At 34.9% G+C, this 26,463-nt stretch carries 31 protein-coding genes and 2 pseudogenes; 32 read left to right on the forward strand and 1 reads right to left on the reverse strand.

Features of this window, described 5'->3' with window-relative positions; translation table 11 throughout:
* Nucleotides 1-36 precede the first annotated feature (36 nt).
* From NST93_RS04800 to NST93_RS04920, 25 genes and pseudogenes are all read left to right on the forward strand, one after another.
* A complete protein-coding gene (locus NST93_RS04800; RefSeq protein WP_405101729.1) occupies nt 37-2,712 on the forward strand; it encodes an LAGLIDADG family homing endonuclease in 2,676 nt (891 codons plus the stop codon).
* A 46-nt stretch (nt 2,713-2,758) separates the two neighbouring features.
* Nucleotides 2,759-2,989 carry a glutaredoxin family protein gene (locus tag NST93_RS04805; protein ID WP_405101731.1) on the forward strand — a complete coding sequence of 77 codons (231 nt, stop codon included), beginning with the start codon at nt 2,759-2,761 and terminating at the stop codon, nt 2,987-2,989.
* Nucleotides 2,990-3,061: 72 nt separating this feature from the next.
* Complete coding sequence (locus NST93_RS04810) at nt 3,062-3,565, forward strand: HAD family hydrolase (protein WP_405101733.1); 504 nt, start codon at nt 3,062-3,064, stop codon at nt 3,563-3,565.
* Between the two features lie 262 nt (nt 3,566-3,827).
* Nucleotides 3,828-4,154 (forward strand): hypothetical protein, encoded by a 327-nt coding sequence (locus NST93_RS04815; RefSeq protein ID WP_405101735.1) that lies wholly within the window; start codon nt 3,828-3,830, stop codon nt 4,152-4,154.
* 294 nt (nt 4,155-4,448) lie between these two features.
* Nucleotides 4,449-4,844 (forward strand): hypothetical protein, encoded by a 396-nt coding sequence (locus tag NST93_RS04820; RefSeq protein ID WP_405101737.1) that lies wholly within the window; start codon nt 4,449-4,451, stop codon nt 4,842-4,844.
* Between the two features lie 25 nt (nt 4,845-4,869).
* Nucleotides 4,870-5,148, forward strand: coding sequence for a hypothetical protein (locus tag NST93_RS04825; RefSeq protein WP_405101739.1), 279 nt, complete (start codon nt 4,870-4,872; stop codon nt 5,146-5,148).
* 27 nt (nt 5,149-5,175) lie between these two features.
* Nucleotides 5,176-5,514 carry a hypothetical protein gene (locus tag NST93_RS04830; protein WP_405101741.1) on the forward strand — a complete coding sequence of 113 codons (339 nt, stop codon included), beginning with the start codon at nt 5,176-5,178 and terminating at the stop codon, nt 5,512-5,514.
* 283 nt (nt 5,515-5,797) lie between these two features.
* Nucleotides 5,798-6,124, forward strand: a complete 327-nt coding sequence (locus tag NST93_RS04835; protein WP_405101743.1) for a hypothetical protein — start codon at nt 5,798-5,800, stop codon at nt 6,122-6,124.
* Nucleotides 6,125-6,161: 37 nt separating this feature from the next.
* Nucleotides 6,162-6,584 carry a hypothetical protein gene (locus NST93_RS04840; protein WP_405101745.1) on the forward strand — a complete coding sequence of 141 codons (423 nt, stop codon included), beginning with the start codon at nt 6,162-6,164 and terminating at the stop codon, nt 6,582-6,584.
* A 33-nt stretch (nt 6,585-6,617) separates the two neighbouring features.
* The gene (locus NST93_RS04845; RefSeq protein WP_405101747.1) at nt 6,618-6,953 is read left to right on the forward strand and encodes a hypothetical protein; all 336 of its coding nucleotides are present in this window, start codon (nt 6,618-6,620) and stop codon (nt 6,951-6,953) included.
* Nucleotides 6,954-6,994: 41 nt separating this feature from the next.
* On the forward strand, nt 6,995-8,107 hold the full coding sequence (locus NST93_RS04850; RefSeq protein WP_405101749.1) for a hypothetical protein: 1,113 nt from the start codon (nt 6,995-6,997) through the stop codon (nt 8,105-8,107).
* A 31-nt stretch (nt 8,108-8,138) separates the two neighbouring features.
* Nucleotides 8,139-8,408 carry a hypothetical protein gene (locus NST93_RS04855; RefSeq protein WP_405101751.1) on the forward strand — a complete coding sequence of 90 codons (270 nt, stop codon included), beginning with the start codon at nt 8,139-8,141 and terminating at the stop codon, nt 8,406-8,408.
* On the forward strand, nt 8,409-8,939 hold the full coding sequence (locus NST93_RS04860; RefSeq protein ID WP_405101753.1) for a host-nuclease inhibitor Gam family protein: 531 nt from the start codon (nt 8,409-8,411) through the stop codon (nt 8,937-8,939).
* A gap of 12 nt (nt 8,940-8,951) precedes the next feature.
* Entirely contained in the window at nt 8,952-9,764 is an 813-nt protein-coding gene (gene thyA, locus NST93_RS04865; RefSeq protein WP_405101755.1) for a thymidylate synthase, read from the forward strand.
* Between the two features lie 14 nt (nt 9,765-9,778).
* Nucleotides 9,779-9,997 (forward strand): hypothetical protein, encoded by a 219-nt coding sequence (locus tag NST93_RS04870; protein ID WP_405101757.1) that lies wholly within the window; start codon nt 9,779-9,781, stop codon nt 9,995-9,997.
* A gap of 385 nt (nt 9,998-10,382) precedes the next feature.
* Entirely contained in the window at nt 10,383-13,658 is a 3,276-nt protein-coding gene (dnaE, locus tag NST93_RS04875; protein WP_405101759.1) for a DNA polymerase III subunit alpha, read from the forward strand.
* Between the two features lie 42 nt (nt 13,659-13,700).
* Nucleotides 13,701-13,844 (forward strand): hypothetical protein, encoded by a 144-nt coding sequence (locus NST93_RS04880; RefSeq protein WP_405101761.1) that lies wholly within the window; start codon nt 13,701-13,703, stop codon nt 13,842-13,844.
* Nucleotides 13,845-13,916: 72 nt separating this feature from the next.
* Complete coding sequence (locus NST93_RS04885) at nt 13,917-14,126, forward strand: gp58-like family protein (RefSeq protein ID WP_405101763.1); 210 nt, start codon at nt 13,917-13,919, stop codon at nt 14,124-14,126.
* Between the two features lie 34 nt (nt 14,127-14,160).
* Nucleotides 14,161-14,358 (forward strand): hypothetical protein, encoded by a 198-nt coding sequence (locus NST93_RS04890; protein ID WP_405101765.1) that lies wholly within the window; start codon nt 14,161-14,163, stop codon nt 14,356-14,358.
* A gap of 48 nt (nt 14,359-14,406) precedes the next feature.
* Entirely contained in the window at nt 14,407-14,691 is a 285-nt protein-coding gene (locus NST93_RS04895; protein ID WP_405101767.1) for a hypothetical protein, read from the forward strand.
* A gap of 149 nt (nt 14,692-14,840) precedes the next feature.
* Nucleotides 14,841-15,023: a hypothetical protein gene (locus tag NST93_RS04900; RefSeq protein WP_405101769.1), complete on the forward strand. Its 183-nt coding sequence runs from the start codon at nt 14,841-14,843 to the stop codon at nt 15,021-15,023.
* Between the two features lie 76 nt (nt 15,024-15,099).
* A complete protein-coding gene (locus NST93_RS04905) occupies nt 15,100-15,369 on the forward strand; it encodes a hypothetical protein (RefSeq protein WP_405101771.1) in 270 nt (89 codons plus the stop codon).
* 41 nt (nt 15,370-15,410) lie between these two features.
* Nucleotides 15,411-15,944, forward strand: a pseudogene (locus NST93_RS04910) (hypothetical protein); the annotation flags it as partial.
* Nucleotides 15,945-16,187: 243 nt separating this feature from the next.
* Nucleotides 16,188-16,634 carry a hypothetical protein gene (locus NST93_RS04915; RefSeq protein WP_405101773.1) on the forward strand — a complete coding sequence of 149 codons (447 nt, stop codon included), beginning with the start codon at nt 16,188-16,190 and terminating at the stop codon, nt 16,632-16,634.
* A 14-nt stretch (nt 16,635-16,648) separates the two neighbouring features.
* A complete protein-coding gene (locus NST93_RS04920; RefSeq protein WP_405101775.1) occupies nt 16,649-18,172 on the forward strand; it encodes a recombinase family protein in 1,524 nt (507 codons plus the stop codon).
* A gap of 63 nt (nt 18,173-18,235) precedes the next feature.
* Here NST93_RS04920 and NST93_RS04925 read toward each other — a convergent pair.
* Nucleotides 18,236-18,727 (reverse strand): annotated as a pseudogene (locus NST93_RS04925) (asparaginase); the annotation flags it as partial.
* A 92-nt stretch (nt 18,728-18,819) separates the two neighbouring features.
* Here NST93_RS04925 and prsW point away from each other — a divergent pair.
* The 7 genes from prsW to der all read left to right on the forward strand — a co-directional run bounded on the left by prsW (nt 18,820) and on the right by der (nt 26,458).
* Nucleotides 18,820-19,470 (forward strand): glutamic-type intramembrane protease PrsW, encoded by a 651-nt coding sequence (gene prsW / locus NST93_RS04930; RefSeq protein ID WP_405101777.1) that lies wholly within the window; start codon nt 18,820-18,822, stop codon nt 19,468-19,470.
* 318 nt (nt 19,471-19,788) lie between these two features.
* On the forward strand, nt 19,789-20,583 hold the full coding sequence (gene sleB, locus NST93_RS04935; RefSeq protein ID WP_405103756.1) for a spore cortex-lytic enzyme: 795 nt from the start codon (nt 19,789-19,791) through the stop codon (nt 20,581-20,583).
* A 22-nt stretch (nt 20,584-20,605) separates the two neighbouring features.
* A complete protein-coding gene (ypeB, locus tag NST93_RS04940; protein WP_405101779.1) occupies nt 20,606-21,946 on the forward strand; it encodes a germination protein YpeB in 1,341 nt (446 codons plus the stop codon).
* 101 nt (nt 21,947-22,047) lie between these two features.
* A complete protein-coding gene (locus NST93_RS04945) occupies nt 22,048-22,701 on the forward strand; it encodes a flagellar brake protein (RefSeq protein ID WP_405101781.1) in 654 nt (217 codons plus the stop codon).
* Nucleotides 22,702-22,826: 125 nt separating this feature from the next.
* The gene (gene cmk / locus NST93_RS04950) at nt 22,827-23,507 is read left to right on the forward strand and encodes a (d)CMP kinase (protein WP_405101783.1); all 681 of its coding nucleotides are present in this window, start codon (nt 22,827-22,829) and stop codon (nt 23,505-23,507) included.
* A 104-nt stretch (nt 23,508-23,611) separates the two neighbouring features.
* On the forward strand, nt 23,612-24,742 hold the full coding sequence (gene rpsA / locus NST93_RS04955; protein ID WP_405101785.1) for a 30S ribosomal protein S1: 1,131 nt from the start codon (nt 23,612-23,614) through the stop codon (nt 24,740-24,742).
* Between the two features lie 405 nt (nt 24,743-25,147).
* A complete protein-coding gene (gene der, locus NST93_RS04960) occupies nt 25,148-26,458 on the forward strand; it encodes a ribosome biogenesis GTPase Der (RefSeq protein WP_405101786.1) in 1,311 nt (436 codons plus the stop codon).
* Nucleotides 26,459-26,463 lie beyond the last annotated feature (5 nt).

The raw sequence follows: 26,463 nt of genomic DNA on the forward strand, positions 1-26,463 counted from the left end.
AGGGTTTGTTAGACAAAATAAAGGAGATAAAAACATATGACATTTGAATGGTTGAACGAACATAGTAAACATTTCTTAGAAAGTGGTTATCTAGAAGAAGGAGTAACTCCTAAGCAACGTATTCGAGAAGTTGCAGACAATGCAGAAAAGATATTAGGTATCAAAGGGTTTTCAGACAAATTCTATGATTATATGGGTAAGGGATATTATTCTTTATCATCGCCTGTTTGGGCTAATTTTGGGAATAAACGAGGATTACCGATTAGCTGTTATAGTGTCGATGTGCAGGATAATTTTGGAGATATTATGAGAGCTACGGGAGAAGTGGGAATGATGAGCAAGCTAGGTGGAGGAACTGGAGGGTTCTTCGGAAAGCTTCGTCCGCGTGGTGCTAAAATCACAGGTAATGGAGAGTCATCAGGAGCAGTGCATTTCGTAGAGTTATTTGAGTCTCTTATGGATGTAGCAACTCAAGGTTCAGTTCGCCGTGGAGCTTTTTCTCCATATTTACCTGTAGACCACCCCGATATTGAAGAGTTTCTAAAAATCGGAACAGAGGGAAATCCAATTCAAAAATTAACCCATGCTGTGACTGTAACAGATGAATGGATGCAACAGATGATCGATGGTGATGCTGATAAGCGAAAAATTTGGGCTGAAGTGTTACAACGAAGAGTGGAGATGGGCTATCCATATATTCTATTCAAAGATACAGTAAATAACAATACAGTTGATGTATATAAAGATAAAGGTTTGGAAATCAATCATTCGAATTTATGTGTTGCGCCAGAAACAAAAATTTTAACAGATCAAGGTTACGAAACGATTGGGTCACTAGACGGTGAAAAGGTTAATGTGTGGAATGGTGAAGAGTGGTCTAAAGTTGAAATTATTAAAACAGGGGAAAATCAAGAGTTATTACGAGTAATTACCGATAGCGGTTATGAGTTAGAGTCTACTCCATACCACAAATTCTATGTATTGGAAAATACAGATAGTGGAAAGAGGACTAAACCACCACGTTATAAGGAAGTTAGAGCGCAAGATTTGAGAATAGGGGATAAATTAATTAAGTTTGATTTGCCTGTGATTGAAGGGCATAAAATATTGCAACATGCATATGACAATGGATTTCTTACAGCAGATGGCACAATGAGTAAAAATGCACACATTATGTATTTGTATGATGATAAGCAGGATTTAATTGACAACTTTACATCTGTTGGTACTTGGGTGCGTTGTAAAACTACCGGTAGACTACAGGGGAGAGCATCGGGCTTAAAGGACAAGTATTTTGTTCCTACCACTGATTATACAATCTCCAGTAAATTAGAATGGTTATCAGGGTATCTTGATGGCGATGGAACAGTTACGAACAATAACGGATCGCAATCTATACAGGTTGCTTCTATTAATAAGGAATTTTTAAAGAATGTACAGTTAATGCTCCAAACTTTAGGGGTGGATAGCAAGGTATCATTAGCTCGTAAAGCAGGCGCGTCTCTATTACCTAAAAACGACGGCACTGGAGATTACGCAAAATATAAGACACAAGAAGTTTATCGACTTTTAATAAATGGAAACTCTTTGTACAAACTACATAAATTAGGATTTGAAACTCATAGACTACAATGGGAAGTTCGTAAACCTAATCGTGAAGCAAGTCATTTCATCCAAGTCACAGATATTCAACAGGTTAAAAATCGCAAGGATACATATTGTTTTACTGAACCTAAGCGACATATGGGAATGTTTAACGGCTTATTGACAGGACAATGCTCGGAAATAGCCTTGCCGACTAATGAGGAATGGTCATTCGTATGTTGCCTATCATCTATGAATCTACTTCACTATGATGAATGGAAGGATACGGATGCAGTAGAAACGCTCACATATTTCCTAGATGCTGTAATGGAAGAATTCATTACAAAGCTTGAAGGAATGCGTGACTCTAATGAGAAAGAAGAGCAGCAAGCGTTTTACTTTATGGAAAAAGCGTATAAATTTGCTAAGACAAATCGCGCACTAGGAATTGGAGTGCTTGGATGGCATTCATATTTACAGTCTAATATGATTCCATTTGAAAGTATTGAAGCTAGCCGAAAAAACATTGAAATTTTCCGTTTACTTAAGGAGAAAACTTATAAAGCTTCGGGAGAACTAGCCCAAGTGTTCGGTGAACCTGAGTTGCTTAAAGGCTATGGTAGACGTAACTCTACCTTGATTGCCCCCGCACCAACAACTAGTTCAGCATTTATTTTAGGGCAAGTCAGTCAAAGTATTGAACCACTATTTTCTAATAGTTATGTTAAAGACTTGGCTAAAACTAAGATTACAGTACGTAATCCATATTTAAAAGATGTATTAGCTGGTTACGGTAAAGATGATAGGGAGACCTGGAGCAGTATTCGTGATTATGATGGATCAGTGCAACACTTAGATTTCCTAACTGAACATGAGAAGAATGTGTTTAAGACGTTTAGCGAAATCGACCAGTATGCAATCTTAGACCAAGCAGCTATGAGACAACAATTTATTGACCAATCTCAATCACTCAACTTGATGATTAATCCGAATACGTCAGCTAAAGAGATTAATAATTTATATATCTTTGCATGGCAGAACGGAATTAAAACCCTCTACTACCAACATGGTACAAATGCAGCACAACAGTTTAATAAAGATTTGAATTGCATTATGTGTGAAGCATAGAAATTAGTTATTGATACTTATACTATAGATGAAAAGGAGAAATGTAATGAATAAACCAATTTTATTTACAAAAAGAGGTTGTGTACCTTGTTCAAACCTGAAACGCTTCCTGTTAACTGAAACAGAGTTGGATTATGAAGAAATAGATGTCGATAAAGAACCACAAGCATTGAAAGAATACGATATTATGTCTGTTCCTACATTAATCATTGGAGATAAACGTACTACAGGGTTTGATCCGCATGATGTTATGCAGTTAATTAACGAGGTTAAATAAATATAATTAAGTACCTACAGGGGGATTAATTTCTCCCTTACAAATTAACTTAGAATAAAAGGAGATTAATACATGAATAATCCATATAAACAAGTAAGAGAGTTTCACGATTCATTCGGTCATGAACAGGCAAGTAAGCCGACTATTATTGATGAAGAGACGGCTTTAAATCGTGCAATTTGGACAGGTGAAGAATTGGTTGAGTTTTTATACGCAACTGTAGGCGGAGACCTGAATCAATTTAACGACATCTTAGATGAATTCATTGTTGGTTTAAGGAAAGCTGCGCATAAGACAATTGAGAAAAATCCTGATGTATCCGACAAACTGGTAGCACAAATGGATGCACTGACAGATGTAATGTACTTTAATTATGGATCATTTGCAATTGGAGGAGTTGAGCCACAACCGTTATTTGATATTGTACAAGGTGCTAATATGGGTAAATTGTTCCCAGATGGAAAACCTCGCTATCGAGAAGAAGATGGTAAAATTATAAAACCACCGTTTTGGGAGGAAAATCACGCTCCTGAATCCAAATTAGAAGCAGAGATTGAGCGTCAATCCAAGTTGTAATACACCGAGATGTAGGCAAATATAAAATTGTCTGCATCTTTTTTAAAATAACTATTGACATTATATATAAACCTAATTATAATACAAGTAAGGTCAAATTAAATACGAAAGGAGAAAATAAAATGTGGAAATTTGCCGATGAACACCCAGTTGAGTTCGTGATTATAGTGCTTGCAGCAATGATGACAGTAGGTAGTGTAGTGCAAAATGTAGTCCAATCATTTAATTGAAATACTAATTTTAAATAAAAGGAGAGATTAAAATGAGCAAAAAATTTAATGTTAATGAGACCATGGACATCATCGTAACTGCGGAAACAAGAGGGGAAGAAAGGGTAAAAGAATTAAAAACAGATGGATGGTTTTTCAGAATAGGAGATGTATATTCAAATCCGTATCAAGCATCACATTTTAAAATTACAGATATCATAATAAGCAAAAGGGGCAAACCCATCGATGCTAAAATATATGGTTATCGTGTCCACCCGAACGACCACACACAAGAAGTATTTGATCCAGATGTTTACGAAGAAAATGAATGGCATAGAGCATGGCATTTCAATGAGCATTGGGGCTTAGAAACTCCATAAGATTCATGTTTTAACTCAATAGTTATAATTATAAAAAGGGGAAAGATAATTATGGGAGTTCACCAAAATATTAGCTACGACAGATTTCCGATACAGGGTAGAAAGTTAAATAAAAATGTAAAAGTTTGTTTTAATTACGAAACTAGCAAACTTATTGCAGGTAAAGTTATCCGTGACGATGTAGAGGAGCCTTATATGACACTAATTCAATTATCTGATGGTAGGGTTGTAAGCTCTACGGAGTGTCAGCATACTTAATTAAAATTCATATTTTAACCGGTTAAAAATTAAGAGGTGATAAAAATAATAGAGAAAATCGAAGTACGGAATGGCTATGCGCTACTATCTGAATTACCAACATATAGGGTAGATATTGTTGGTAATAGTAAATGGGAGCATGTTGACGAAATTAAAGGGATGTTCCAATTTAAAGTAGATTTCAATAGTGGGATTGTATATTTTCATGAAAGTTACAATGGCGCTCAAATAGAGGTTGAGTATGAATCTGCTGGAATATATGGATTTCCTTTTACACCTTCAAAAGCAAGTTATACCGACACTGAAGAAAAAAGTTGCTCTTACTGTAATGGTGTAGGCTATATAACAAATCTAAGATTCACTGGAGCTATCGTTTCACCTTTTAATGACAGTTGTCATCATTGTAATGGAACAGGCAAGACAAAGGATTAGTTTTATTAAGAAAGGAGGTTTTAATTTGAATATTCCAAGAAAAGTTATCGCAAAGAGAGATGACGTGGTGCATAGCGGTAACATTGGATTTGTTAAGGGTGATACCATCGAGATTACTTCTAAGGGAGATTACGTTGATTATATTGGTGTCAACTTGACTAGACCTGAGTTGAATAGCAAGCATGGACATGTGTACTTACATAAAGGTGAGTACAAAGAGTTGTCTAAAAGCTATTATGATAAGCATAAAAAAGATTGCAAGACAGTTTACTTTTTGGGACTGCCATTATTTAAGATAAAATAATCGTTTTATCAAAAGGAGGCTATGAAAATGGACAAGACAAAAGAATTAATACAAACAATAGAAGACAATCCCGACAGAGAGTTGATTTTCTTATATCCAAATGAAGGTTCGGACGATTACTACACACTTGGACATCCTTCAAGAATAGTAGTAGACGAATACTGGATTGGTGGAGACCGAGTGTGGCTAAAATATGATGATGAGATTGAAATCTTTGAGCACTATGCAGACAATTTCTTCGACGATCTTTATCCAGATGTAAATTATGCCACCGATGAGCAGTCAAAAATTATTGACGAAAAGACTAAGGAATTTCTAGACAGACAGAATTGGAAGAAATGCATCTGTGTATATATAAAATACTAAATAAAAGACCGATTTTATTGAGAAAGGAGAGTTAATTATCACCACATATAAACGCCCGTTAATGGGTGAATTTGTAAATGTTATAGATAATGAAACGATGTATTCAGTCGGTAAAGGCAGATTAATAAGTTTTACAAGAACACAAATAGTTATCGAAGACATGTATCATAGGCGACACCGAAGAATGTTTGATGCAAGAGTACACCATTTTGAGGGGTATGAACCACCTGTAATGTTAGTTAAGAAAAACGGAGAATTAGTGAAGAAATGAGGAGAATAGAGAATGTACAATGATTTAAAGGAATATTTGATTGATTGTGTGTTGAATGATGAAAATTCAGGTGAACTAATAGAGAAAATAAATCACATATTTGATCAGAATAAACAATTCAAAGAAGATCTAATTAAGTGGGAAACGGGGCAAAATCAAGCATCTCAACATTACAATGCATACAGACAAAGAGGTATTGAATTACACGAAAAAGATGAAGAGATTAAGGAGTTAAAAGACTTATGTCTATGGTCAATTAGACGTTTGCCAAAGGTATATAAGCTCTCCGCCTATAATGACTACGAAAAAATAACTAATGAAAAGCCAGAAAGAGACTAAATGAAATTTGACTTTTATTGAAAAAAGGAGTGAAAAAGTGAGTAATATTAGCGAAAAGATGAAGGATTTATCTAAGCAAGACTTAATAGAAATTGGAAGCAGATTAAATAGCTGGAATTGGGATGAGCGTTTAGGGAATAAACCTAAGGATTGGGATGTGATACCTAATTTTATGATAAACGAAGGATATAAATTAGAGACAAAACACAAAATAATGGCACCTTACGTGGATTATATTGAAAGCAAAACGACAGAGAAAGAGCGGTTTAAATATCACCATATGCACAATTGTCATATGACAAGGTTAGAGCATGAATTATGGTGGATCAATAATCGGTTTCAGAAAATATTTCGTATTGGATGGTACAGCAAGAGGAATCAAGCAAAATTAAAGAATGTATTGCGAAAAATAGCAGACAAGAATCATGAAGATTATATTCAAGACACATATTCGAAATAAAACTTACCATTTAATGAGAATTGAGGTGAATAAATGGAGATTAAAGTAACGCTTGACGGCGAAAGTATCGGCAAGATGCAGAGCGCAGAAGTCAATATGCTCACAGAATACAAGCATATCAAGAATGGTGATAATTTAACAATGTTTTCATTCGCAAATAGTACGTCTTACAGTATTAATCTTAAAAATGTGCAGCTAAATAAAGAATATTTGAAGAGTGAAATTGACAAAAGCATTTTGTATAAGGTCGTTGGTACAGGATATAAATTACCGAGAGGAAACAAATTACCGAAAAGGAAACGCATTCGACAGAAATGGAAAAAGAAATATAGTTACGGCTTAGAAATTGACAATGTTTATACTGTATAAAATCTAAGGTTTATTAAAAATATTAAATAAGGAGTGAAGTAATGTCAAAATTTGAATTATCACTAGCTAAAGACTATGTGCCTTCATGGACATACGTTGAGGCTGTTCGTGAACTATTTCAAAATGCACTGGATCAAGAAACTACAATGGAAGATAATGAGATGTTCTTTAAGTATGACGAAGAGACTGAGACACTTTCGATTGGCAATAAGACATCTATTCTTAGCACAAGTACTTTGCTACTAGGCGCAACAACTAAATCAAGCGACGACAAAACGATTGGTCAATTTGGTGAAGGGTATAAATTAGCTACACTTGTATTAACTCGCGAAGGACGAACTGTTACATTCTATAATTATGGGGCAAAGGAAGTTTGGAAACCAAGATTTGTAAAGTCGAGAAGATATGAAGGCTCTGAAATCCTAACGTTCTTTGTAGACAAAAAATATCCATGGCAAGGCGTACCAGATAACAATCTAACAATTGAAGTCTCTGGAATCACTTCAGAAGAGTACGAAAAGATAGTTAAATCTAACCTACACTTACAAGACGTTGGCAAGGTGTTTAATACTGACAAAGGTAGAATATTGTTAGATGAGAAACATAAAGGAAAAGTATTTGTGAATGGATTGCATATCTGTAACTATGACGAATATCACTACGGGTATGATTTTAACCCTAGAGAATTAAATATTGATAGAGACCGTAGATTGGTTGATAACTTTGACTTGAGATGGCTTGCTTCACAGATGTGGCTTAAGCAAGGAAGCGAAGAGATGAGAAAGATGGCTGCACAGCTAATTGTAAGTGGCGCTGCAGATACAGAATATGTAGATAGCGTTACATCTGAAGGTGATAATTACGCAAAGACATCTAACTACGTTTATGAAACCTTTAGAGAAGAATACGGCGACGATGCTGTTCCCGTATCAAATCAAGAGGAACTAGAATCAATCTCAAGCGATTTCAAGCCAGTAATGGTATCCAGTGAATATAAACATTCGATTACATCCAGTGAAAAATATGTCGAGCCTAAAATGCTATACAAGCCTTCAGCTAAGCAAAAATTAGGCGATTGGTTATCAAAATATCATAAGTCATTAACTAAGAAAGCTGCACAAGATTTAAGAGATATTATAAGCGAAATGGATTAAAAATATTAAACTATAATCAGGAGGAATAAATATGAATGTATCACTAGGAAAGAAACTTTACCTTACAAGAGACACTTATCAATATATTATTAGAAAAGATACTGGCAATGTGGACAAGGAAGGTAAGACTATCTATAATAATCTTTCATACCACGGAAGTCTAGACAGGGTTGCCGAGGCACTGTATAGGTTGAAAATTAATGAATCTACTGCCCAGACAATTAAAGAGTTGAGAGACGATCATAATAAGATTATTGCAGAAATTAGAGAAGTATTTTCACTAGAAGGGTTGTTGAAATAAATGACGGAAGAGCAAGTGGTAGATAATGTAGAAGAGAAAATTGATGTGGAGAATATCGAACAGTGGAAAATAGACTCTATGATTCAAGAAGTAAAAGACAATAATGAAGAAATTAAGAAATTAGAGAGCATATTGAAGAATCGAATTAGCGAATTAGAACATCAGTTTAATATCAAGAAAGATAGATTAGCTAAGCAGAATTACTTCTTAACCACTACGTTAGGAGAATATGCAAAGACTCAGAAGCTGAAGAAAGCGAAGACACAGAGTACATATAGCTCTCTTACCGGAAATGTAGTAATTAAGCATTCAGCAAAAAGTATTACCAAACCTGCCAAAGAAAATGAAGGAAGGTTGGCTGAATTGTATCCTGAGTACACGTCTAAAGAAGAAGTTATCAAAGTGGATTGGAAAGAAATTAAGAAGAACCTAGTCATGCAAGGGGATTCAGTCTACGATAAAAATACCGGAGAAGTGCTCGATGATATTGTTGAGATTGCAGAAAAAGAAGAGGAAATTATTATCAAGTAGAGGAGTGACTAAATGGCAATTGTAGATGATATTTTCAAAGATAATCTGTTGCAAATACTTAGTCAAGATTGGGAAATTGACAATAGGTCAAAATGGAATGATGGTACGCCGGTTATGACTAAGCGAGTATTCGGAGTTGTGAATAGGTATGATTTGTCAAAAGAATTTCCCATTCAGACTCTGAGAAAGCAAAATATAGAATCATGCTTTAAGGAAATTTCATGGATATACCAACAGCGGTCAACCTATGTAGATGATCTTGGGTTGAATATATGGAATAATTGGACTGATGATAAAGGGTCTATTGGCAGAGGGTACGGTTACCAAGTAGGTAAAGACGTGTTTGGCAGCGCTACTCAGATACATTATGTTCTAAATGAAATAAAAGAAAATCCAACATCAAGAAGATTAATCGTAGAAATGTGGAATGTTGATGATTTAGATGAAATGAATTTAGTTCCATGCGCACACCATATTCAATTTAATATTAAGAATGGTAAATTGAATGCCATTCTTAAGCAGCGCTCAGGAGATTTCGTCACTGCAAATAATTTTAATGTCGTAGAGTATTCACTACTCTTACATATGGTGGCAAGACATACGGGATATAAAGTCGGAGAGTTAATCCACGTTATTGGCGATATGCATATTTATAATAAGCACGAAGAACAGGCGTATGACTTATTAAATAGAACGCCTAAACCAGCTCCTAAATTAATTATCGATGAGACAGTTAATAATTTCTTTGATTTTAAAGCAGAACATTTTAAGTTAGAAAATTATGAATATAATAAGCCACAATTAGAAATTGAAGTAGCAATTTAAAAGAGAGGTGACATATGGGAAAGTATGATGAAATCCTAACTGACATATTGAAAGATTTGTATGAGCAAACTGGCAGAAAGCATGATGCATATTATCATGAAGATAAAGGAGCATTATTTGTTTCTGAAGGATATAAGTTGCATCCCAATAATGTAGTTTATAAACTTAGCGAGACAGAATTAAGATTTATGAACGGAGATATTGGTTCATTTTTCGGAAATATGCGCTTCTAATTAAAATCATCATTTTAACTGGAATATTCGTGTAAAATTTATCAAGTGTGAAAATAGTGAAGCTCATATGAGCCTGTGGTAAGGTTTTATAAAGTAATGTGATGAATCACATTCAAACAGGAGAAGGCGGCTCTACATAGCCATATTTGAACATTAGTTAAAAATTGCTTATTTTGACTGTTTTATAGCTAAAATTTAAGAAAAACGTTGACTTATTATATAAACACAATTATAATACAGATATAGGATAATTGATAAGGGGATTACAAAGTTGTAGTCTCCTTTGCAGAAAAGAGAAGGTGATAGTAGTTGATATTTATCTTAATATTGATTGCAATTGTAGCATTAGACGACATAATAAAAATTAGGAAAGGGGGTAAGTAGTATGTGCCAATATGATAATGTAAATAGCCAACCAACAAAGTTTGTGAATCTTCATGTTCACTCCTGTTACTCTTTATTGGATGGATTAAGTAAAGTCGAAGATATTGTAGCAAAGGTAAAAAAGATGAAGCAATCTAGCTTTGCCATCACAGAACATGGGAACGTGTTTTCTGCTGTTAAAGCTCACAAGTTAGCCAAAGAGAATTCCTTGAAGCATTTATATGGCATTGAGTTTTATATTACCAAGGATAGATTTGTAAAAGATAAGGATTCTAAATACAATCATCTAACGGTATTGGCTAAGAATGAAGAAGGGAGAAGGAATATTAATGAATTATCATCTTTAGGTTACATAGATGGATTCTACTTTAAACCAAGAATTGACCACAAGCTACTAAAACAGCATTCAGAAGGATTAGTTGTACTGTCAGGATGCATGGCAAGTGAATTCCAACAAGCCTTGGCAGGTGGCAGAATTGGCGATGATGATGTTGAGATAACATCTAAAAATATAGAAGATGCAAAAGGAATTGCCAAAACATATAGAGATATGTTTGGTGAGGATTATTACTTAGAAGTGCAGTCACATTCGGATTTCAGGCAACAGAAATTGAATAGAGCAATTGTTGATATTGCTAAGAATTTAAATATCCCATACGTAGTTACGGCAGATTCTCACTTTGTAGATGAAGAGGATCATGAGCTACATAGTGTATTTATTCAAATTGGTACTAATAGAGAAGCGGGAGAAACTTATTTAGATGGTCAATTACAATCAGAGGCAGAGGCTAGGAAGCTACTAAAGCCTGCATTGACTGATGATGAGATAGATGAAGCAATTAAATACACAGCAATCATAGCTGATAAGTGCAATGTTGATTTGCCTTTGTCAGCACCAATTATTCCACATGTTGAAGTTCCAAAGCAATTTAAGTCTGAAGCTGAGTATTTGAAGTACTTATGTACTAAAGGTTGGAAACGACTTAAATTAGGACAAAAGCCAAATGCTAAAGAGTATCAGCAGCGACTACTATATGAGTATGATGCCATTACAAAGATGGGATTTGAAGGATACTATCTTCTAGTTGAAAGTTACGCCAACTCAGTAGAAAGACGTGGAATAGCAAGAGGTAGTGGTGGAGGAAGCTTAGTTGCATACTTATTAAATATCATCAAGATTGATCCAGTCATGTATGGATTATACTTTGAAAGATTCATTGATGTTGGCGCATTAGACTTGCTAGAGAATGGAGATATTACAAGGAAAGAATTGAAGATTCCAGACTTTGATTTGGACTTCGGAAGACTGGACAGAGAAGTAGTTATTGATTTCATTATTAATCGTTATGGTCAAGACAAATATGCTTCACTAGGTCAGTTTGGTTATATCTGGGACAAGACAGCCATTAAAGATGTGGGTAAAGTATTAGGAGTAACATTTGAAGAAACAAATAAAATAACAAAAATAATGGATGCAGATACAATTGAAGAGGCAATCGAGGATGGAAGACTCGACAAGTATGTTGAAAAATATCCTAAACTGTTTCAATACGCTAAGAGATTAGCTGGGACACCCAAGAGTTTCGGCATTCATCCAAGTGGTAAAGCTGTAACAGTAGATGGTCTATTTGATTATACAGCTGTTACCAAAAATAAAGAAACAATTGTACTTCAGGGAGATATGGATGACACGGATGATTTGGGCATCGTAAAAATTGATGTATTAGGACTGAGGACGATTGATGTACTATACGAAACGTTAGGATTGATTGGCAAAGATGATAGCTATATCGCCCCTGAGAATTTAAACTTTGAGGACGAAAAAGTGTTAGATGTATTTAAAGGTGGTCATACAGACGGATGCTTTCAATTTGAGAGTTCAGGAATGCGAAACACATTAAGAAAGATGAATCCTACTGGGCTAGATGACTTAGCAGTTGCAAACGCATTATTTAGACCGGGAAGTATGAAATTTATTGATGACTACACTAAAAGAAAGCATGGAGAAGAAGATGTTGAATACCTTCATGATGATGTTAAATCAATACTAGAAGTTACATATGGAATAATTGTATTCCAAGAACAATTAATTGAGATTGGCAGACTAGCTAAATTGAGGAACCCAGACTTGTTAAGACAGGCTACTGGGAAAAAGGATATTAAGAAGATGAACAAGGTTAAGCCAGAGTTAGTAAAAGGATTACAGTCATTAGGTTGGAAAGACGACACAATTGAAGAGCTTTGGGATATTATGGTAGAATTTTCTAAGTATTCCTTCAATAAATCGCATTCGTATGCATATGCAATGATTGCCTATATGACTGCATTCCTTAAAGTTTACCATCCTGTGGAATTCATAACTGCATTGTTTAATTCGTTTATAGATTATGGTGGACAAGATAAGTTCGACTATCTAGAAAGAACGTACCAAGAAGCTAAGCGACTAGGCGTTAAAGTAATATTCCCTAATGAGCCAAGTGAATTTAGTGAGAGATGCGTAGTTAAAAATGATGAAGTAATCTACGGGTTGCAGCTAATTAAAACTATCAATGCTCATTCACCAAGGTCGATAGCTTCATTATCAGGAAGAAGGTACAGTACATTTGTTGACTTTATAATTGATTCTATGACAACCGGTGTGTCACCAAGCCATATGAAAACATTTATCCAACTAGGAATGTTTGAATCTTATGGATCAACTGAAGTGCTAATGGAAATATATTCATGCATGACAGATTCAAAGAAAGCTGATATTAAATTGTATCCTGAATTTGCTACAACAAGAAAAGTTAAAGGAGTGGATACTATTGTTGCGACTCCTTTAAAATACGATTCTAATCATGTTGAAAAAACAAGGATTCAGAGACTGGAGAACTTGTATAAATACGAAAAATTAGTTAAGAGTCGTCCACCCAAAGAAATTAGCTTAGGTGAACAAGTAATGTTTGAAAAAGATATGCTAGGATTTGCAATAACCACTAAGAATGTTCCTAACTCTCATGCAATTGTAGTAGATATTAACAGTAAATATACTCCGATTGTAAAGTTTTATCAGCCAAGATCAGGTAGAGAGATTAAGGCTAAAATTAAAAAGAATACATTCTTCGATAGAAGTCACGGCGAATTGCTTAAAATTGGTGACTACATAGAGATTCTTAAGACGTTTACTGATGGAAAATGGGTTAGAAAAGATGATCCGAAAGAGGGAGAGTTCCCTATGTATCAAGATAACTCTACACAAGAATTATTCGTAGGCAGCATACGTCACATTGATTAGCTATCATATAAACATAATTAATTTACAAAGGTGGTGATAAGTTTGAAGCGTTCGTTTCACGATAAACTAGTTAATTTTGGACTTGAATACACAAACATTTTAACAATTATACTTTTCTCAATAATGGTTGGAGGTATTCTCGGCTTAGTTTGGATAGCTGAAGCATTGGAGAAGTTGGTGAATTAAAGAGTTTAATCGAATGACACGTATCCGTAGAAACACATTAAAAGTTAAGATTTATCGAGAGGAGGTGAGAAGATGGATGAGATTAACAAATTGAGAGAAGAGATGGAAATTTTAAAAGATGATTTAGATGTGATTTATTCATATGCTCATAGTCTTGAAAGAGCATTTGATACAAAAGTAAGTAGAAATGAGATTATATCTGCTATTAACTTATCTAAGGAAGGTGTACGAATAGCAGGAGACAAGATTCATCTAGATGGCGAAACATTAATAGATAAATAAAAATAAGCTTTAATCAATTAGAGGAGGTGAGAAAATGAATTTAGAAGAGAAGAGTGTAAGGTATGAGATTCATCTGAAAAATGGAAAAATCCTAGTCACCTATTCTAGCAATGCTAAAATGGCACCAATTCCTCAGGAGCAAGCGGTCGAAGCAGGCAACTTCTTTTGTTTGCCGAAACTTACCGTAAGTAAAGAGGATGTGGTATATATCAAACATGAAGTAATTACATGACTTAATAAAAATTAAAGGGTAGCGACCAAACGTCAAAGGAGGATATAAATGAACTACGAAGAATCTGCAAGAAGAATAGGCAAAATAACTGGTGAGAGTGGGAAAATTATCGCCAATACATCAAAGTCTATTCATACTAGAATTAACAGTGTAGAAAGATCAATAAACGCATTAAAAGAGATTGGAATTGATGCAGAGGGAAAGTCTAGTAGTCAAGTACTAGAAGAGCTTGATAGTGTATGGAAAAGTCTAGATAAACAAACTCAACAAGATTTAGGTATTAAAATTGCAGGAAGATATAATTTCTCAAGATTCATAGCAATGATGGGATAACCCAACCATCTTGCCGAACAAGGGTTAATAGTAGGTGAGACTGCAGACCTCTAACCCTGCGTCATACACAGTATGGCAACACCCAAGCATAAGCGCAAGCGAGTGTAGTACGGAGTTAGGCAGTCCAACATTTATAAAGGAGGCAATTCATGATTACCAAAGAAGAGTACGCTCTTCCACGCGTTAAGAACTATCTTTACCGTAAAGCAGAATCCAACGAGATAATTAATGTAAAAGTGCTGATAAATTTAATTGAACAGTGGGAGTTTGATTATGAGATGGAAAAAGAGTATAGATCAGAAATGTTAAGTAGAGAAAAGCACAATATATAGACGTTAATTATTAAATAGATACTACATATAGACATATATTCACGTTAAAATTACTATTTTAACAGGAGGGTAATAAATGAGTAAATTTACAATGAAAGCTTTAGAGGATTGTTTCAATGGTGCAATTGAGCGCAACATGAGCTATGTAGGAGTTTCAATTAAGATGGAGGGACTTACAGAAAATGAAATTATTATCAATCCAATAGCTAATGCAAAAGACAAGCTCGAATATTATAGACAAGCATACGACGAAGACTTGACACATAAATACGCTGGTAGCGATATCCAAATTGTTAAAGTAGCTAGTAGCAATATTCTAAGTAATCTAGCTAACTATCTCAAATAAATTATATAAACACAATTAATTTACGAAAGGATGTGAGAGTAATAGCGAAAAAGACTAACGAAGGAAAAATCTTCGAAGAATCATTGGAAAACAGCTCTAATAAGCTGTCGATTTTCTGCTTCAGGGTTCGAGATGTAAATCCAATGCTGTTAAAGAATATGGCAGCAGCTAAGACAGCTAAAAATAAGTATGACTTTTTATTTTATCATAACAAACATTTATTCCCTATCGAGCTAAAGTCCACTAAATCCAAATCGATATCTTTCAGTGAATCCATGATTAAAGAGTATCAGATTAAAAGTTTGACAGAAGCAAGTAAATTCAAAGGTGTTATGCCGGGTTTCATTTTTAACTTTAGAACAAGCAATGAAACTTTCTTCATACCAATACATAAATTTAATGAATATAAAAACATAGCTGAGAACCAATTAGAGCATACTTATAAATCAAAAGTAAATAAAGCATCTATTCCGATTGCGATATGTGAAGAGATAGGTGTAAAGATAGAACAGAAGTTAAATAGAACGCGCTATTTTTATAGGATTGACAAGTTGTTTGAGGAATTAATACATAAGTACGAATAGGACAAGTTTACATAAACATAAGTATAGAACAAATACATCAAGGAGTGATAAAATGCAAAAATTAATTATTCCTGATAATCTAGAATGGGAGATTAGTGAGGATAAAGTTGAAGCAATATTTCGTATTATTGAAGAAATGGATGATTAAATATATTTTCACCACCCTTAGACGTTGTGTTTAAGGGTTTTTTATTGTATATTAATATTAGACTTATAACTTAGAGGTGATACTGTATGTCAAACAGAATATGGACAGATGAAGCTATCATTACTTTAGAGAAATATTATCCTATAAAAACAATGAAAGAGATGCGGAAAATTCTACCTGAATACACGCCTAGACAAATAAACAGGAGAGCCAAATACATGGGGCTTAGGAAACGCGAAGCTGTAAAAATACAGTCTAGACTCGAACGCTCATTAGAGGAACGAGATGATTTATGGACTGATGAAGAGAAGCAGATTGTTATACAATTCTATGAAACTGAAGGTTCAAAAGGTGTACAAAAAAGAATAAAAGAAAAGTTTGGCAAAACTAGAAACATTGATCATATCATTAAGATAGCAAATCGAATGGGCATCAAGAGAGATAATGTCAATGAGAGAGTGTGGGAAATAAGAAGCAATAAGTTATATGAAGTAGATGGACAGCTTATATTTGAAATAGACTTGGAAAGTTGAGGTAGTTGAAGTTGGTGAATATATTAGGGGATTACAATAAAAGTGAAGTGTTGAAATATATAAAACATGTAGGTATTTACTTGAGACGCTCTAGAGGTGATATTGATACAGATTTAGAGAAACACTCTGAAGTAATCTATGACTTTGTTAAGAAAAATAAGCTAAAGTATGTTGAGTATAAAGAAATTGGTTCTGGCTCAACTATAACAGAAAGAGTGGAAATTAAGCATCTTATAAAAGACATAAAAGAAGAATTATTCGATGCCATAATCGTATTTGATTGGGACCGACTCACGAGAGGGTCTGCTGCCGATGCTGAGAAGATAACTGGAGCCTTAAGGTTAAGTGGAACACTAGTTATAACTATGAGTCCATTTAATGTCTATGATATGAATGATGAAAGTGACGAAGAGATGTTGAGCTACAAGTCATTCTTTGCTAATAGGGAGTATAAAATAATTACGAAACGTATGCATAATGGTAAGAAAATTGGGGCAAGAATGGGTCTGTTCGTCTATGGGGTTCCAAATTATGGTTACTCATACAATAAGGATGTAAAAGGATTAGAACCTGATAAGGAAGAGAGCAAAGTCTTCCGCAGAATGGTAGACGGGTACATTAATGGAAAGTCGTTAAATAAAATAGCCACTGAATTAAATGACATGAACGTGCCTTCACCTAGGGGTAAAAAATGGAATGGTAACACAATTAAGAATATAATAACAAACGAAGTTTATTTAGGGAGAATCATCTCAAACAAGACAAGTGGCGTTAAGTTGTCTCAAAACCCAGATGGAACAAAAAAGCCATTCAAGGAACACCCAAAGGATGAATGGATAGTAGTGGAGAACTGCCATGAACCTCTGATGAACGAAGATGAGTTAATGCAAATACGTGAAATATTAAGAAGTAAAGCAAACCATCATAATGGGAATGGAAGGAATACACTATCTGGATTGGTAAAATGTGGTTTATGTGGAGAAACTTTGACAATACAGAAGAGCGATGGAAATACTTTCTTTAAAAAATGTGGAAAATGTAAGGATAATAAAGGTGGGGGAACATATTTAGTTGAGGATATTTTGAAAAATAGGCTTAAAGATTTTAGAAAAACGCTTCTACAGAATAAGGATAGATTGCATTCGCAGAAGAGCAGGCTAGGAGAGATCGAAGGCAAAATAAGAAGTTTGGAAAGAGATAATGAAAAGCATAATAAAGCAATCAATAGAATTCAAGCAGCATTTGAAGAAGGCGAAGGTATATATGATGATTTAAACGAGGTCAAAGACAGGGTAAAAGAAAGAAGGAATAAGATATCAAATAACAGTGAAGAGATTTCCTACCTAGTAAATAAATTAAATAATGCAAACAATTCAAGCGAAAAAGATAAGATAAAAAGGATTGAAGAACTCTACAAGGAAATATCTAGCGGTGAAAATCCAGCTGTGATAAATAAACTATATAAAGAAATAGTTCATAAAATAGAGTGGTTAAGAACGAGCAATGATAGAATAAATATTAAAATATACATTAAATAACTTCCTATATGGAGGTTATTTTTCATGTTACTATAAATGTCCTTTGAAAGGTAGTAATTAGAAGTTAACTGTCGAGGTTTTAGTTACGTTTGCTGCCGTATGAATCTCATCGTTCATAACTACAAGGACTCCTTTATGATGTGCCTCATTGTCATTTGCGACTCTTAAGGAGCTGATTAAGTTATATAAGGCATCTGAGCCAATCTCATTGCTAGAACGCATTGCCCCCGTTATAATTACAGGTTTATTTGTTTCAAGAACAAGATCTAAAAAATAAGCTGTTTCTTCTAGTGTATCCGTACCATGAGTTACTACCACTCCATCATATTGATTAATCACTGCTTGTATGTTATTTGCTAATTTTAACATATGGACTGGAGTAATTTGCGGAGATGGCAGATCAAAGATTTGGACTTCCTCAACTTGAGCAATTGCAGAATACTCGGAAGATAAATCGCTTAATGGATGTTTTTCTGTAGTATGTACTTCTCCTGTTTCTTTGTTTTCTAGCATTGATATTGTTCCACCTGTGTGGATTATTAAAATTTTCTTCATGGATTATCACCTGCTTTTATCTTTTTACTATTTCCAATACTCATAACTAATGATACGATAAAAGTAATGTAATTGGAAAGAGGTTTGTCATTATGATAGCAATTCTGACAGTCGGGTTTGCCCCAATTGTTGCATTAATGTCTTTCTTTTATTTAAAGGATCAATTTCAGGAACCACTTGCGTTAATCGTGCGTTCTTTTATTTTGGGTGCATTACTTGTATTTCCAATCATGTTTATTCAGCATGCCTTTACAAGTGAAGGTATACATATGAATACTTTTTTTGAATCCTTTCTGCAAATTGCATTACTGGAGGAATTTCTTAAATGGTTTGTATTTATGTTTGTAATGTATAATCATGAAGAATTTGATGATCATTATGATGGTATTGTTTATGCTGTTGCAATCAGTCTAGGATTTGCTTCAGTAGAAAATGTGCTCTATTTATTAACTAATGGTATTGAGTATGGGTTTTCACGTGCATTCTTCCCAGTCTCTTCGCATGCCTTATTTGGAGTAATAATGGGGTATTATTTTGGCAAGGCAAAAATCCGGGACAGCAGCACGAACTATAATTTAGCTTTAGCCTTTTTCATTCCTTTTGTTTTGCATGGAATTTATAATTTTATTTTACAAACTGTTACAACATACTGGTTGTATTACCTTGTACCTTTCATGATTGCCCTGTGGATTTTCGGGCTTCACCGTATGAAAGTAGCAAACCAGCCCAACCCGCTTTCCTAATCCATAGTTAATAGAAAGTGCTGGCAATTTTAATTAAGATTAAATCTTCGCTGAAACCCGCAGCTGGACACACTGGGCCTTTCGCGGCGGTTGGTAAGCTGGGACGCATAGGATGTGTGTGCGACTTCAAGCAGAAGATAATTAGACAGCAAAACTAAAACTGCACTGAATTTGAGCAGCCAGGACTTTACTTTAAAGTTTTAATTAGCATGTACAACATTAAAAGTTGTGCATGCTTTTTGTTTTTATGTATAAAAAGAGATTCTAAACAGAAACTAGATTCAAGTAATTGGTATAAGAGGAGGAAGGAAATTGCGAATGAAATATCTCATCGTGTTTAGTTTATTTTGTTTAAGTATTTTTGCAATCAGCCTTGGTGATGAAACAGAAATCGAAGCATTTAGCCCTCAAGTCATTCAGCACGGTGCAATTGGTGATGATGTTATTGAACTGCAATCAAGATTACAATTTTTAGGTTTTTATAACCGTAAAATCGATGGTGTATTTGGCTGGAGCACATACTGGGCACTAAGAAACTTCCAGTATGAATTTGGTTTACCGATTGATGGTCTTGCTGGAGAACAGACAAAGAACAAATTAACGAAAGCAAGTGATTATGATGAAAATTATGTTAAACAGCAAATCAATCAAGGAAAAAAGTTTACACATTATGGCGGGACATCAAAACAGCAGCAACAAACAGCAGATGAACAGCCTCCAGCAAGCAATACTACAGCAGTAAATGTACCTCAAGGATTCTCCCAAAATGATATTCAGCTAATGGCAAATGCTGTTTATGGAGAGTCGAGGGGAGAACCTTATGAAGGTCAAGTGGCAGTAGCTGCAGTTATTTTAAACCGGGTGGCAAGTCCGAGTTTTCCAAATACGGTATCTGGCGTGATATTTGAACCAAGAGCATTTACAGCGGTTGCTGATGGACAAATCTATCTCACTCCAAATGAACGAGCGACAGAGGCTGTGCTGGATGCAATCAATGGCTGGGACCCAACATCTGAAGCTTTGTACTATTTTAATCCTGACACTGCAACTTCAGGCTGGATTTGGACAAGACCACAAATTAAACAAATAGGCAAACATATCTTTTGTAAATAGAAATAGAAAGGCGTGAAATAATATGTTTCGATGGATAACCATTGGTGTTCTTTCTATCGCAGTTATTGGAACTGGAGTATGGGGCTATCTAGAACATCAGGAGAAAAATGCAATATTGATTCAAGCTGAAAATAGCTATCAAAAATCTTTTCATGAATTAAGTTATTATATGGATTTGCTCCATGATGAGATTGGTACAGTTTTAGCGATGAATTCACATGATCGTTTATCACCGAAATTTGTAGATATCTGGAGAATAACTTCTGAGGCGCATACGAATGTTTCACAGCTTCCATTGGGATTGCTTCCATTCAATAAAACGGAAGAGTTTCTTTCTGATATCGGAGATTTCACTTATCGAACTGCAATCCGTAACCTTGATGATGAACCACTATCTGGTGAGGAAACTGATATTTTAAAAGAATTATACACGCAGGCTGGTGACATAAAAGATGAATTGCGAAGAACGCAGCATCTTGCCATGGAAAATAATTTGCGGTGGATGGATGTACAGCTTGCCCTAGTAAATAATGAGCAAAGTGATAATACGATAATTGATGGATTAAAAACAGTTGAAAAAAATGTAGAGGGCTATTCTGAAGCAAATCAGCAAACAGGATTGATAGGAGTCAATGCGAAAGTAAATTATTTCGAAAAAGTATCTGGTAAAGAATTAAATGAAAAAGAAGCACTTTCCTTTGGGAAGAAACTTTTACATGTGAAAACGGAGGATGATTTGGAAATAACATCTTCTGGTAAAGGAGCAGATATACCGCTGTACAGTATAAACTATTCTAATGGAGACAAAAAAGCATACTTGGATTTAACAAAGAAAGGCGGCCACCCTTTAACACTGTTAATTGATCGTCCTGTGAAAGAAAAGAAAGTAAGTTTAAATGAAGGTGCAAAAAAAGCTGAAGCTTATATTGAAGACTTAGAATTTAAGGATATGCAGCTATATCAAAGTGCGGAATATGATACAAATGGAATGTATTCATTTCTGTATAATCAAAATGGGATTAGAGTTTATTCTGATTCAATTGAAGTAAAGGTTGCTTTAGATAATGGTGAGATTATTGGCTTAACAACAAGCAATTACTTTAGTAACCATCACATCCGGAAGGTTACAGACCCTGAAATAACTGAAGAAGAGGCTAAGGAAAAAGTAAATCCGCAAGTTGAAATTCATGAGAGTCATTTAGCGATTATCGATAATGACTTGGGAGAAGAAGTACTGGCATACGAGTTTCTTGGAACTTTAGGTGAGGATACTTTCCGAATTTTCATCAATGCGTTAGATGGAAAAGAAGAAAAAATAGAAAAACTTGGTGGAAAAGAATTGAAATATGCAATAAATAATTAAAAGGGGCAGGCTAAAAGTCTTTCCCTTTTTTAATTAATCTGTAATAATATACTCTATAGAATATACCTTCACCGAATTTATTAAAAAATGGGGGAGAATAAATGAAAATCGGTGCGATTTTAACTTTAGAGTACAAATTGCCTGGCAATGAGGTTGAAAAATATCACTGTAAGATCATTGATAGAACTGAGAACGAACTTATTATAGACTATCCAATTCATGCTTTAACAAAGAAAACCAAATTTTTTACAACAGGAAGTTCTTTTGCTGCCAGTTATGTTGGCGATGAAGATGCGGTATATCAATTTTCTACTGAAATTATGGGAAGAGTTAAATTAAATGTTCCAGGTATTATTATCTCCATGCCCGATCAAGGAGAAATAGATAGAGTTCAGCGCAGAGAATTCGTACGTGTTAACGCTGCGGTTGATGTTTCTGTACATAGCCTGGACCAGACATTTACTCCTTTCACTTCTATTACTTCCGATATAAGCGGAGGCGGTTTGTCGATTATTACGACTGACCCATCCCGATTTAAGCTTGGACAAAAACTTGATATCTGGCTTGCGCTTCCCTTAAAAACAGAAAGAATAGAGTATATAAATAATATTGCTCAAGTTGTTTTTATTCAATCTAAAAATAAGGTAGATACAATTTCCGTGAAATTTTCTTCACTGAATCAACAAGAACAACAGAAAATCATCAGTTTTTGTTTTGAGAAGCAAAGAGAAGCTCGAAAAAAGGAATTAACATAGTATGAGAATGTAGACCTTCCATTTTGAATTATGCTATGATGAAATAGTAAAGATAATTTATATCATATTGGCTAACGAATGTGAAATACAATTCTCACATTCGTCGAGAGGACGGAATGTTGTAGATGCGTGATAAGAAAACTGCAGCAATAGCAATTGATGGACCAGCTGCTGCTGGAAAGAGTACAGTTGCAAAAATTGTTGCTGAAAAATTGAATTATATTTATATCGATACAGGGGCTATGTATCGTGCCCTTACACTTAAAGCTTTAAATAAAGCGCTTGACTTATCTAATGAAAAAGCAGTATTAGAATTATTGCTCGAAACAAATATTGAGTTGAAAAATGATCAACACGGTCAACGTGTTTTCCTGGATAGTCAAGATGTAACAGAAGAAATACGGTATCAAGAAGTTTCAACAAAAGTTTCCTATATTGCGAAACTTACATCAATCCGTAAAGAAATGGTAAAACGTCAGCAGGATTTAGCAAAAAATCTTGGAGTGGTTATGGATGGCCGGGATATTGGCACGCATGTTCTGCCAGATGCTGAAGTGAAAATATTCCTGATCGCCTCTGTAGATGAAAGAGCGAAAAGACGCCATGATGAAAATATATCTAAAGGATTGCCTTCCGAGTTGGAACAATTAAAGAAAGAGATTCAAAAACGAGATGAAATAGACTCTAATCGTGAAACTGCACCACTTGTGAAAGCAGAAGATGCGATAGAAGTGAATACGACCGCTCTATCAATTGATGAGGTGGTCCATCGTATTCTGGAAGAAGTAAAAAGAATTGAAAATTGATTAAGATTAGTATACTTTACTTGACAAACAATTGTAATTATTAGAAGTTATAAAAAGAATAACTTTTTTATCGATATGAACTGTTAATTAGGAGGCTAAAGGATATGAGTAACGAATTAAATGAATTTCCACAACTGAACGTAGGCGATACAGTAACAGGGACTGTTGTAAAAGTTGAAGAAAAACAGGTTCTTGTTGATATTGGTTATAAAACAGAAGGAATTGTGCCAATCAGTGAGTTATCCAGCCTGCATGTAGAACTTCCTAGTGATGTTGTCAGTGAGGGAGATTCACTGACATTGCAAGTAAAGAAAGTAACAGATGATGAAATAGTATTATCTAAGAAAGCAGCAGATGCTGAAAAGGCATGGGAAGAGCTGGAAGAGAAATTTAATAACAAAGAAGTTTTTGAAACAGTCGTTAAAGAGGTTGTCAAAGGCGGACTTGTGGTTGACGTGGGTATTCGCGGATTTATCCCGGCATCCCTCGTAGAAACTTATTTTGTAGAAGATTTTAGTGATTATCAAGGAAAACCATTAGAGGTTATTATCGAAGAATTGGATCAAAGTCAAAATCGTATTATTCTCTCACATCGTGCTGTCATTGAAAAAGAAGCTGAGAAGAAAAAAGTTGAACTGCTGGAATCACTTGAAGAAGGTCAAGTGATTGAAGGAACTGTTCAACGCCTTACAAGTTTTGGTGCCTTTGTTGATTTGGGCGGTATTGATGGTCTAGTTCATATTTCACAGCTTGCTCATGAGCATGTTGAAAAAGCGTCTGATGTAGTAGCCGAGGGCGACAAAATTAATGTGGAAGTGCTTTCAGTAGACCTTGATAACGAAAGAATTTCTCTCTCCCGCAAAACAACGCTTCCTGGACCATGGACAAATATTGGTGAGCGTGTGTCGCGCGGAGATGTGCTTGAAGGAACTGTTAAACGTTTAGTAAACTTTGGTGCCTTTATTGAATTATTCCCTGGTGTAGAAGGGCTTGTTCATATCTCACAAATCGCAAACCGTCACATCGGGACACCACAGGAAGTGCTTGAAATTGATCAAAAAGTAAATGTAAAAGTACTTGATGTAAATGAATCAGAGGAGCGTATTTCCCTGAGTATTAAAGAACTTGAGCAGGAACAAGAACAAGCGGAAGTTAGAAATTATGAAAAAGACGAAGACAGCTCTGGCTTTCAGCTAGGCGACGTAATCGGTGACAAACTCGACAAATATAAATAAGTTTTTGTGAAACTTTAAAAAGACTTTTCCTTCATCTGGAAAAGTCTTTTTTCTGTATGAAGCAAAACATATATTAACCATTAAATAATATTTCATCATGTATTTGCAGTTAAATTATTGGCTAACACCGAAGATAAGTAGTTAAATTCTTAGTATTACTATATAATCAAAGGACGAAATAATCATTATAGCAAAATGCAGTTCGTTTATATGAAGACTCTTATCTTATAGCGTGGTAAACAATTTATGAAAGCCGTGTATGTGTCTCAATAAAGAGCAGGAATAGGCTCGTTTTTAATTATTATATGCATTGTTTTCCTTTAATAATTGTCTATATTAGTTGATTTTGCTAGAATGAATGAAGTAGTGTGAAGAAATTAGAAGAGAAGAAGGGATGTTCCTTTCATGAGAAAATCAGTAGTTGCAATTGTTGGTAGACCGAATGTAGGAAAATCAACTATATTTAACCGATTAGTCGGAGAAAGAATATCAATCGTTGAAGACATACCTGGTGTTACTAGAGACCGTGTATATTCTTCAGCAGAATGGCTGAATCATGAATTTAATCTAATCGATACAGGCGGTATCGAAATCGGTGATGAACCTTTGCTTGTTCAAATGCGTCAACAAGCGGAAATAGCCATTGATGAGGCAGATGTTATCATATTCCTTGTCAACGGCAAAGAAGGTATTACTGGAGCGGACGAAGAGGTCGCTAAGCTCTTATTTAAATCGAATAAACCAATTGTATTAGGCGTTAATAAAATGGATAATCCGGAAATGCGGGAAACAATCTATGAATATTACTCACTTGGTTTTGGTGAACCATTCCCTATCTCAGGTTCGCATGGTCTCGGATTGGGTGATTTGTTAGATAAAGTTGTCAGCTATTTCCCTGAGCCTGTACCGGATGATGAAGACGATGAAACGATTTATTTTAGTTTGATTGGCAGGCCAAATGTGGGTAAATCATCCTTGGTAAATGCGTTATTGAATGAGCAGCGTGTAATTGTAAGTGACATTGCAGGGACAACCCGTGATGCAATCGATACACACCTCCATAAAGATGAACAGGATTTTGTTATTATCGATACAGCGGGCATGAGAAAACGCGGCAAAGTTTATGAAACAACAGAGAAGTATAGTGTGCTGCGTGCCTTAAAAGCTATTGAACGTTCTGACGTGGTCTTAGTGCTCATCGATGCCGAGACAGGTATTATTGAACAAGATAAGCGTATTGCTGGATACGCACATGAAGCTGGAAGAGCTGTTATCATCGTTGTGAACAAATGGGATACTGTCGATTCAAACGAAAAAGCAATGAAGGAGTTTGAGGATAAGATTAGAGCGCATTTTCTATTTTTGGACTATGCTCCAATTGTTTTTCTTTCAGCAAAAACAAAAAAACGTCTTCATACGTTAATCCCTGCAGTAAAAATGGTAAGTGAAAATCATGCAAAACGAATCCAAACAAATATTTTAAATGATGTAATTATGGATGCGTTGGCTATGAACCCAACTCCAACCATGAAGGGCAGACGTTTAAAAATACTTTATGCAACACAAGTATCAGTTAAACCGCCAGCATTTGCGATTTTTGTAAATGATCCAGAACTTATGCATTTTTCTTACGAACGATTTTTGGAGAATAAAATAAGAGAAGCATTTGGATATGTTGGTACTCCAATTAAGATATTTGTAAGAAAGCGTCAGTAGCATAC

Origin of the sequence: Oceanobacillus sp. FSL H7-0719 (assembly GCF_045040795.1) — a bacterium.
Taxonomy (GTDB): domain Bacteria; phylum Bacillota; class Bacilli; order Bacillales; family Amphibacillaceae; genus Oceanobacillus.

Coding starts and splice junctions, on each gene's coding strand:
- sleB (WP_405103756.1), top strand. CDS start 19,789: ATGAAATATCTCATCGTGTTTAGTTTATTTTGTTTAAGTATTTTTGCA.
- NST93_RS04895 (WP_405101767.1), top strand. CDS start 14,407: ATGAACTACGAAGAATCTGCAAGAAGAATAGGCAAAATAACTGGTGAG.
- NST93_RS04845 (WP_405101747.1), top strand. CDS start 6,618: ATGGAGATTAAAGTAACGCTTGACGGCGAAAGTATCGGCAAGATGCAG.
- der (WP_405101786.1), top strand. CDS start 25,148: ATGAGAAAATCAGTAGTTGCAATTGTTGGTAGACCGAATGTAGGAAAA.
- NST93_RS04800 (WP_405101729.1), top strand. CDS start 37: ATGACATTTGAATGGTTGAACGAACATAGTAAACATTTCTTAGAAAGT.
- NST93_RS04905 (WP_405101771.1), top strand. CDS start 15,100: ATGAGTAAATTTACAATGAAAGCTTTAGAGGATTGTTTCAATGGTGCA.
- NST93_RS04815 (WP_405101735.1), top strand. CDS start 3,828: ATGAGCAAAAAATTTAATGTTAATGAGACCATGGACATCATCGTAACT.
- NST93_RS04850 (WP_405101749.1), top strand. CDS start 6,995: ATGTCAAAATTTGAATTATCACTAGCTAAAGACTATGTGCCTTCATGG.
- cmk (WP_405101783.1), top strand. CDS start 22,827: ATGCGTGATAAGAAAACTGCAGCAATAGCAATTGATGGACCAGCTGCT.
- NST93_RS04830 (WP_405101741.1), top strand. CDS start 5,176: ATGGACAAGACAAAAGAATTAATACAAACAATAGAAGACAATCCCGAC.
- rpsA (WP_405101785.1), top strand. CDS start 23,612: ATGAGTAACGAATTAAATGAATTTCCACAACTGAACGTAGGCGATACA.
- prsW (WP_405101777.1), top strand. CDS start 18,820: ATGATAGCAATTCTGACAGTCGGGTTTGCCCCAATTGTTGCATTAATG.
- NST93_RS04810 (WP_405101733.1), top strand. CDS start 3,062: ATGAATAATCCATATAAACAAGTAAGAGAGTTTCACGATTCATTCGGT.
- dnaE (WP_405101759.1), top strand. CDS start 10,383: ATGTGCCAATATGATAATGTAAATAGCCAACCAACAAAGTTTGTGAAT.
- NST93_RS04915 (WP_405101773.1), top strand. CDS start 16,188: ATGTCAAACAGAATATGGACAGATGAAGCTATCATTACTTTAGAGAAA.
- NST93_RS04870 (WP_405101757.1), top strand. CDS start 9,779: ATGGGAAAGTATGATGAAATCCTAACTGACATATTGAAAGATTTGTAT.
- NST93_RS04900 (WP_405101769.1), top strand. CDS start 14,841: ATGATTACCAAAGAAGAGTACGCTCTTCCACGCGTTAAGAACTATCTT.
- NST93_RS04945 (WP_405101781.1), top strand. CDS start 22,048: ATGAAAATCGGTGCGATTTTAACTTTAGAGTACAAATTGCCTGGCAAT.
- thyA (WP_405101755.1), top strand. CDS start 8,952: ATGGCAATTGTAGATGATATTTTCAAAGATAATCTGTTGCAAATACTT.
- NST93_RS04855 (WP_405101751.1), top strand. CDS start 8,139: ATGAATGTATCACTAGGAAAGAAACTTTACCTTACAAGAGACACTTAT.
- ypeB (WP_405101779.1), top strand. CDS start 20,606: ATGTTTCGATGGATAACCATTGGTGTTCTTTCTATCGCAGTTATTGGA.
- NST93_RS04835 (WP_405101743.1), top strand. CDS start 5,798: ATGTACAATGATTTAAAGGAATATTTGATTGATTGTGTGTTGAATGAT.
- NST93_RS04805 (WP_405101731.1), top strand. CDS start 2,759: ATGAATAAACCAATTTTATTTACAAAAAGAGGTTGTGTACCTTGTTCA.
- NST93_RS04890 (WP_405101765.1), top strand. CDS start 14,161: ATGAATTTAGAAGAGAAGAGTGTAAGGTATGAGATTCATCTGAAAAAT.
- NST93_RS04860 (WP_405101753.1), top strand. CDS start 8,409: ATGACGGAAGAGCAAGTGGTAGATAATGTAGAAGAGAAAATTGATGTG.
- NST93_RS04885 (WP_405101763.1), top strand. CDS start 13,917: ATGGATGAGATTAACAAATTGAGAGAAGAGATGGAAATTTTAAAAGAT.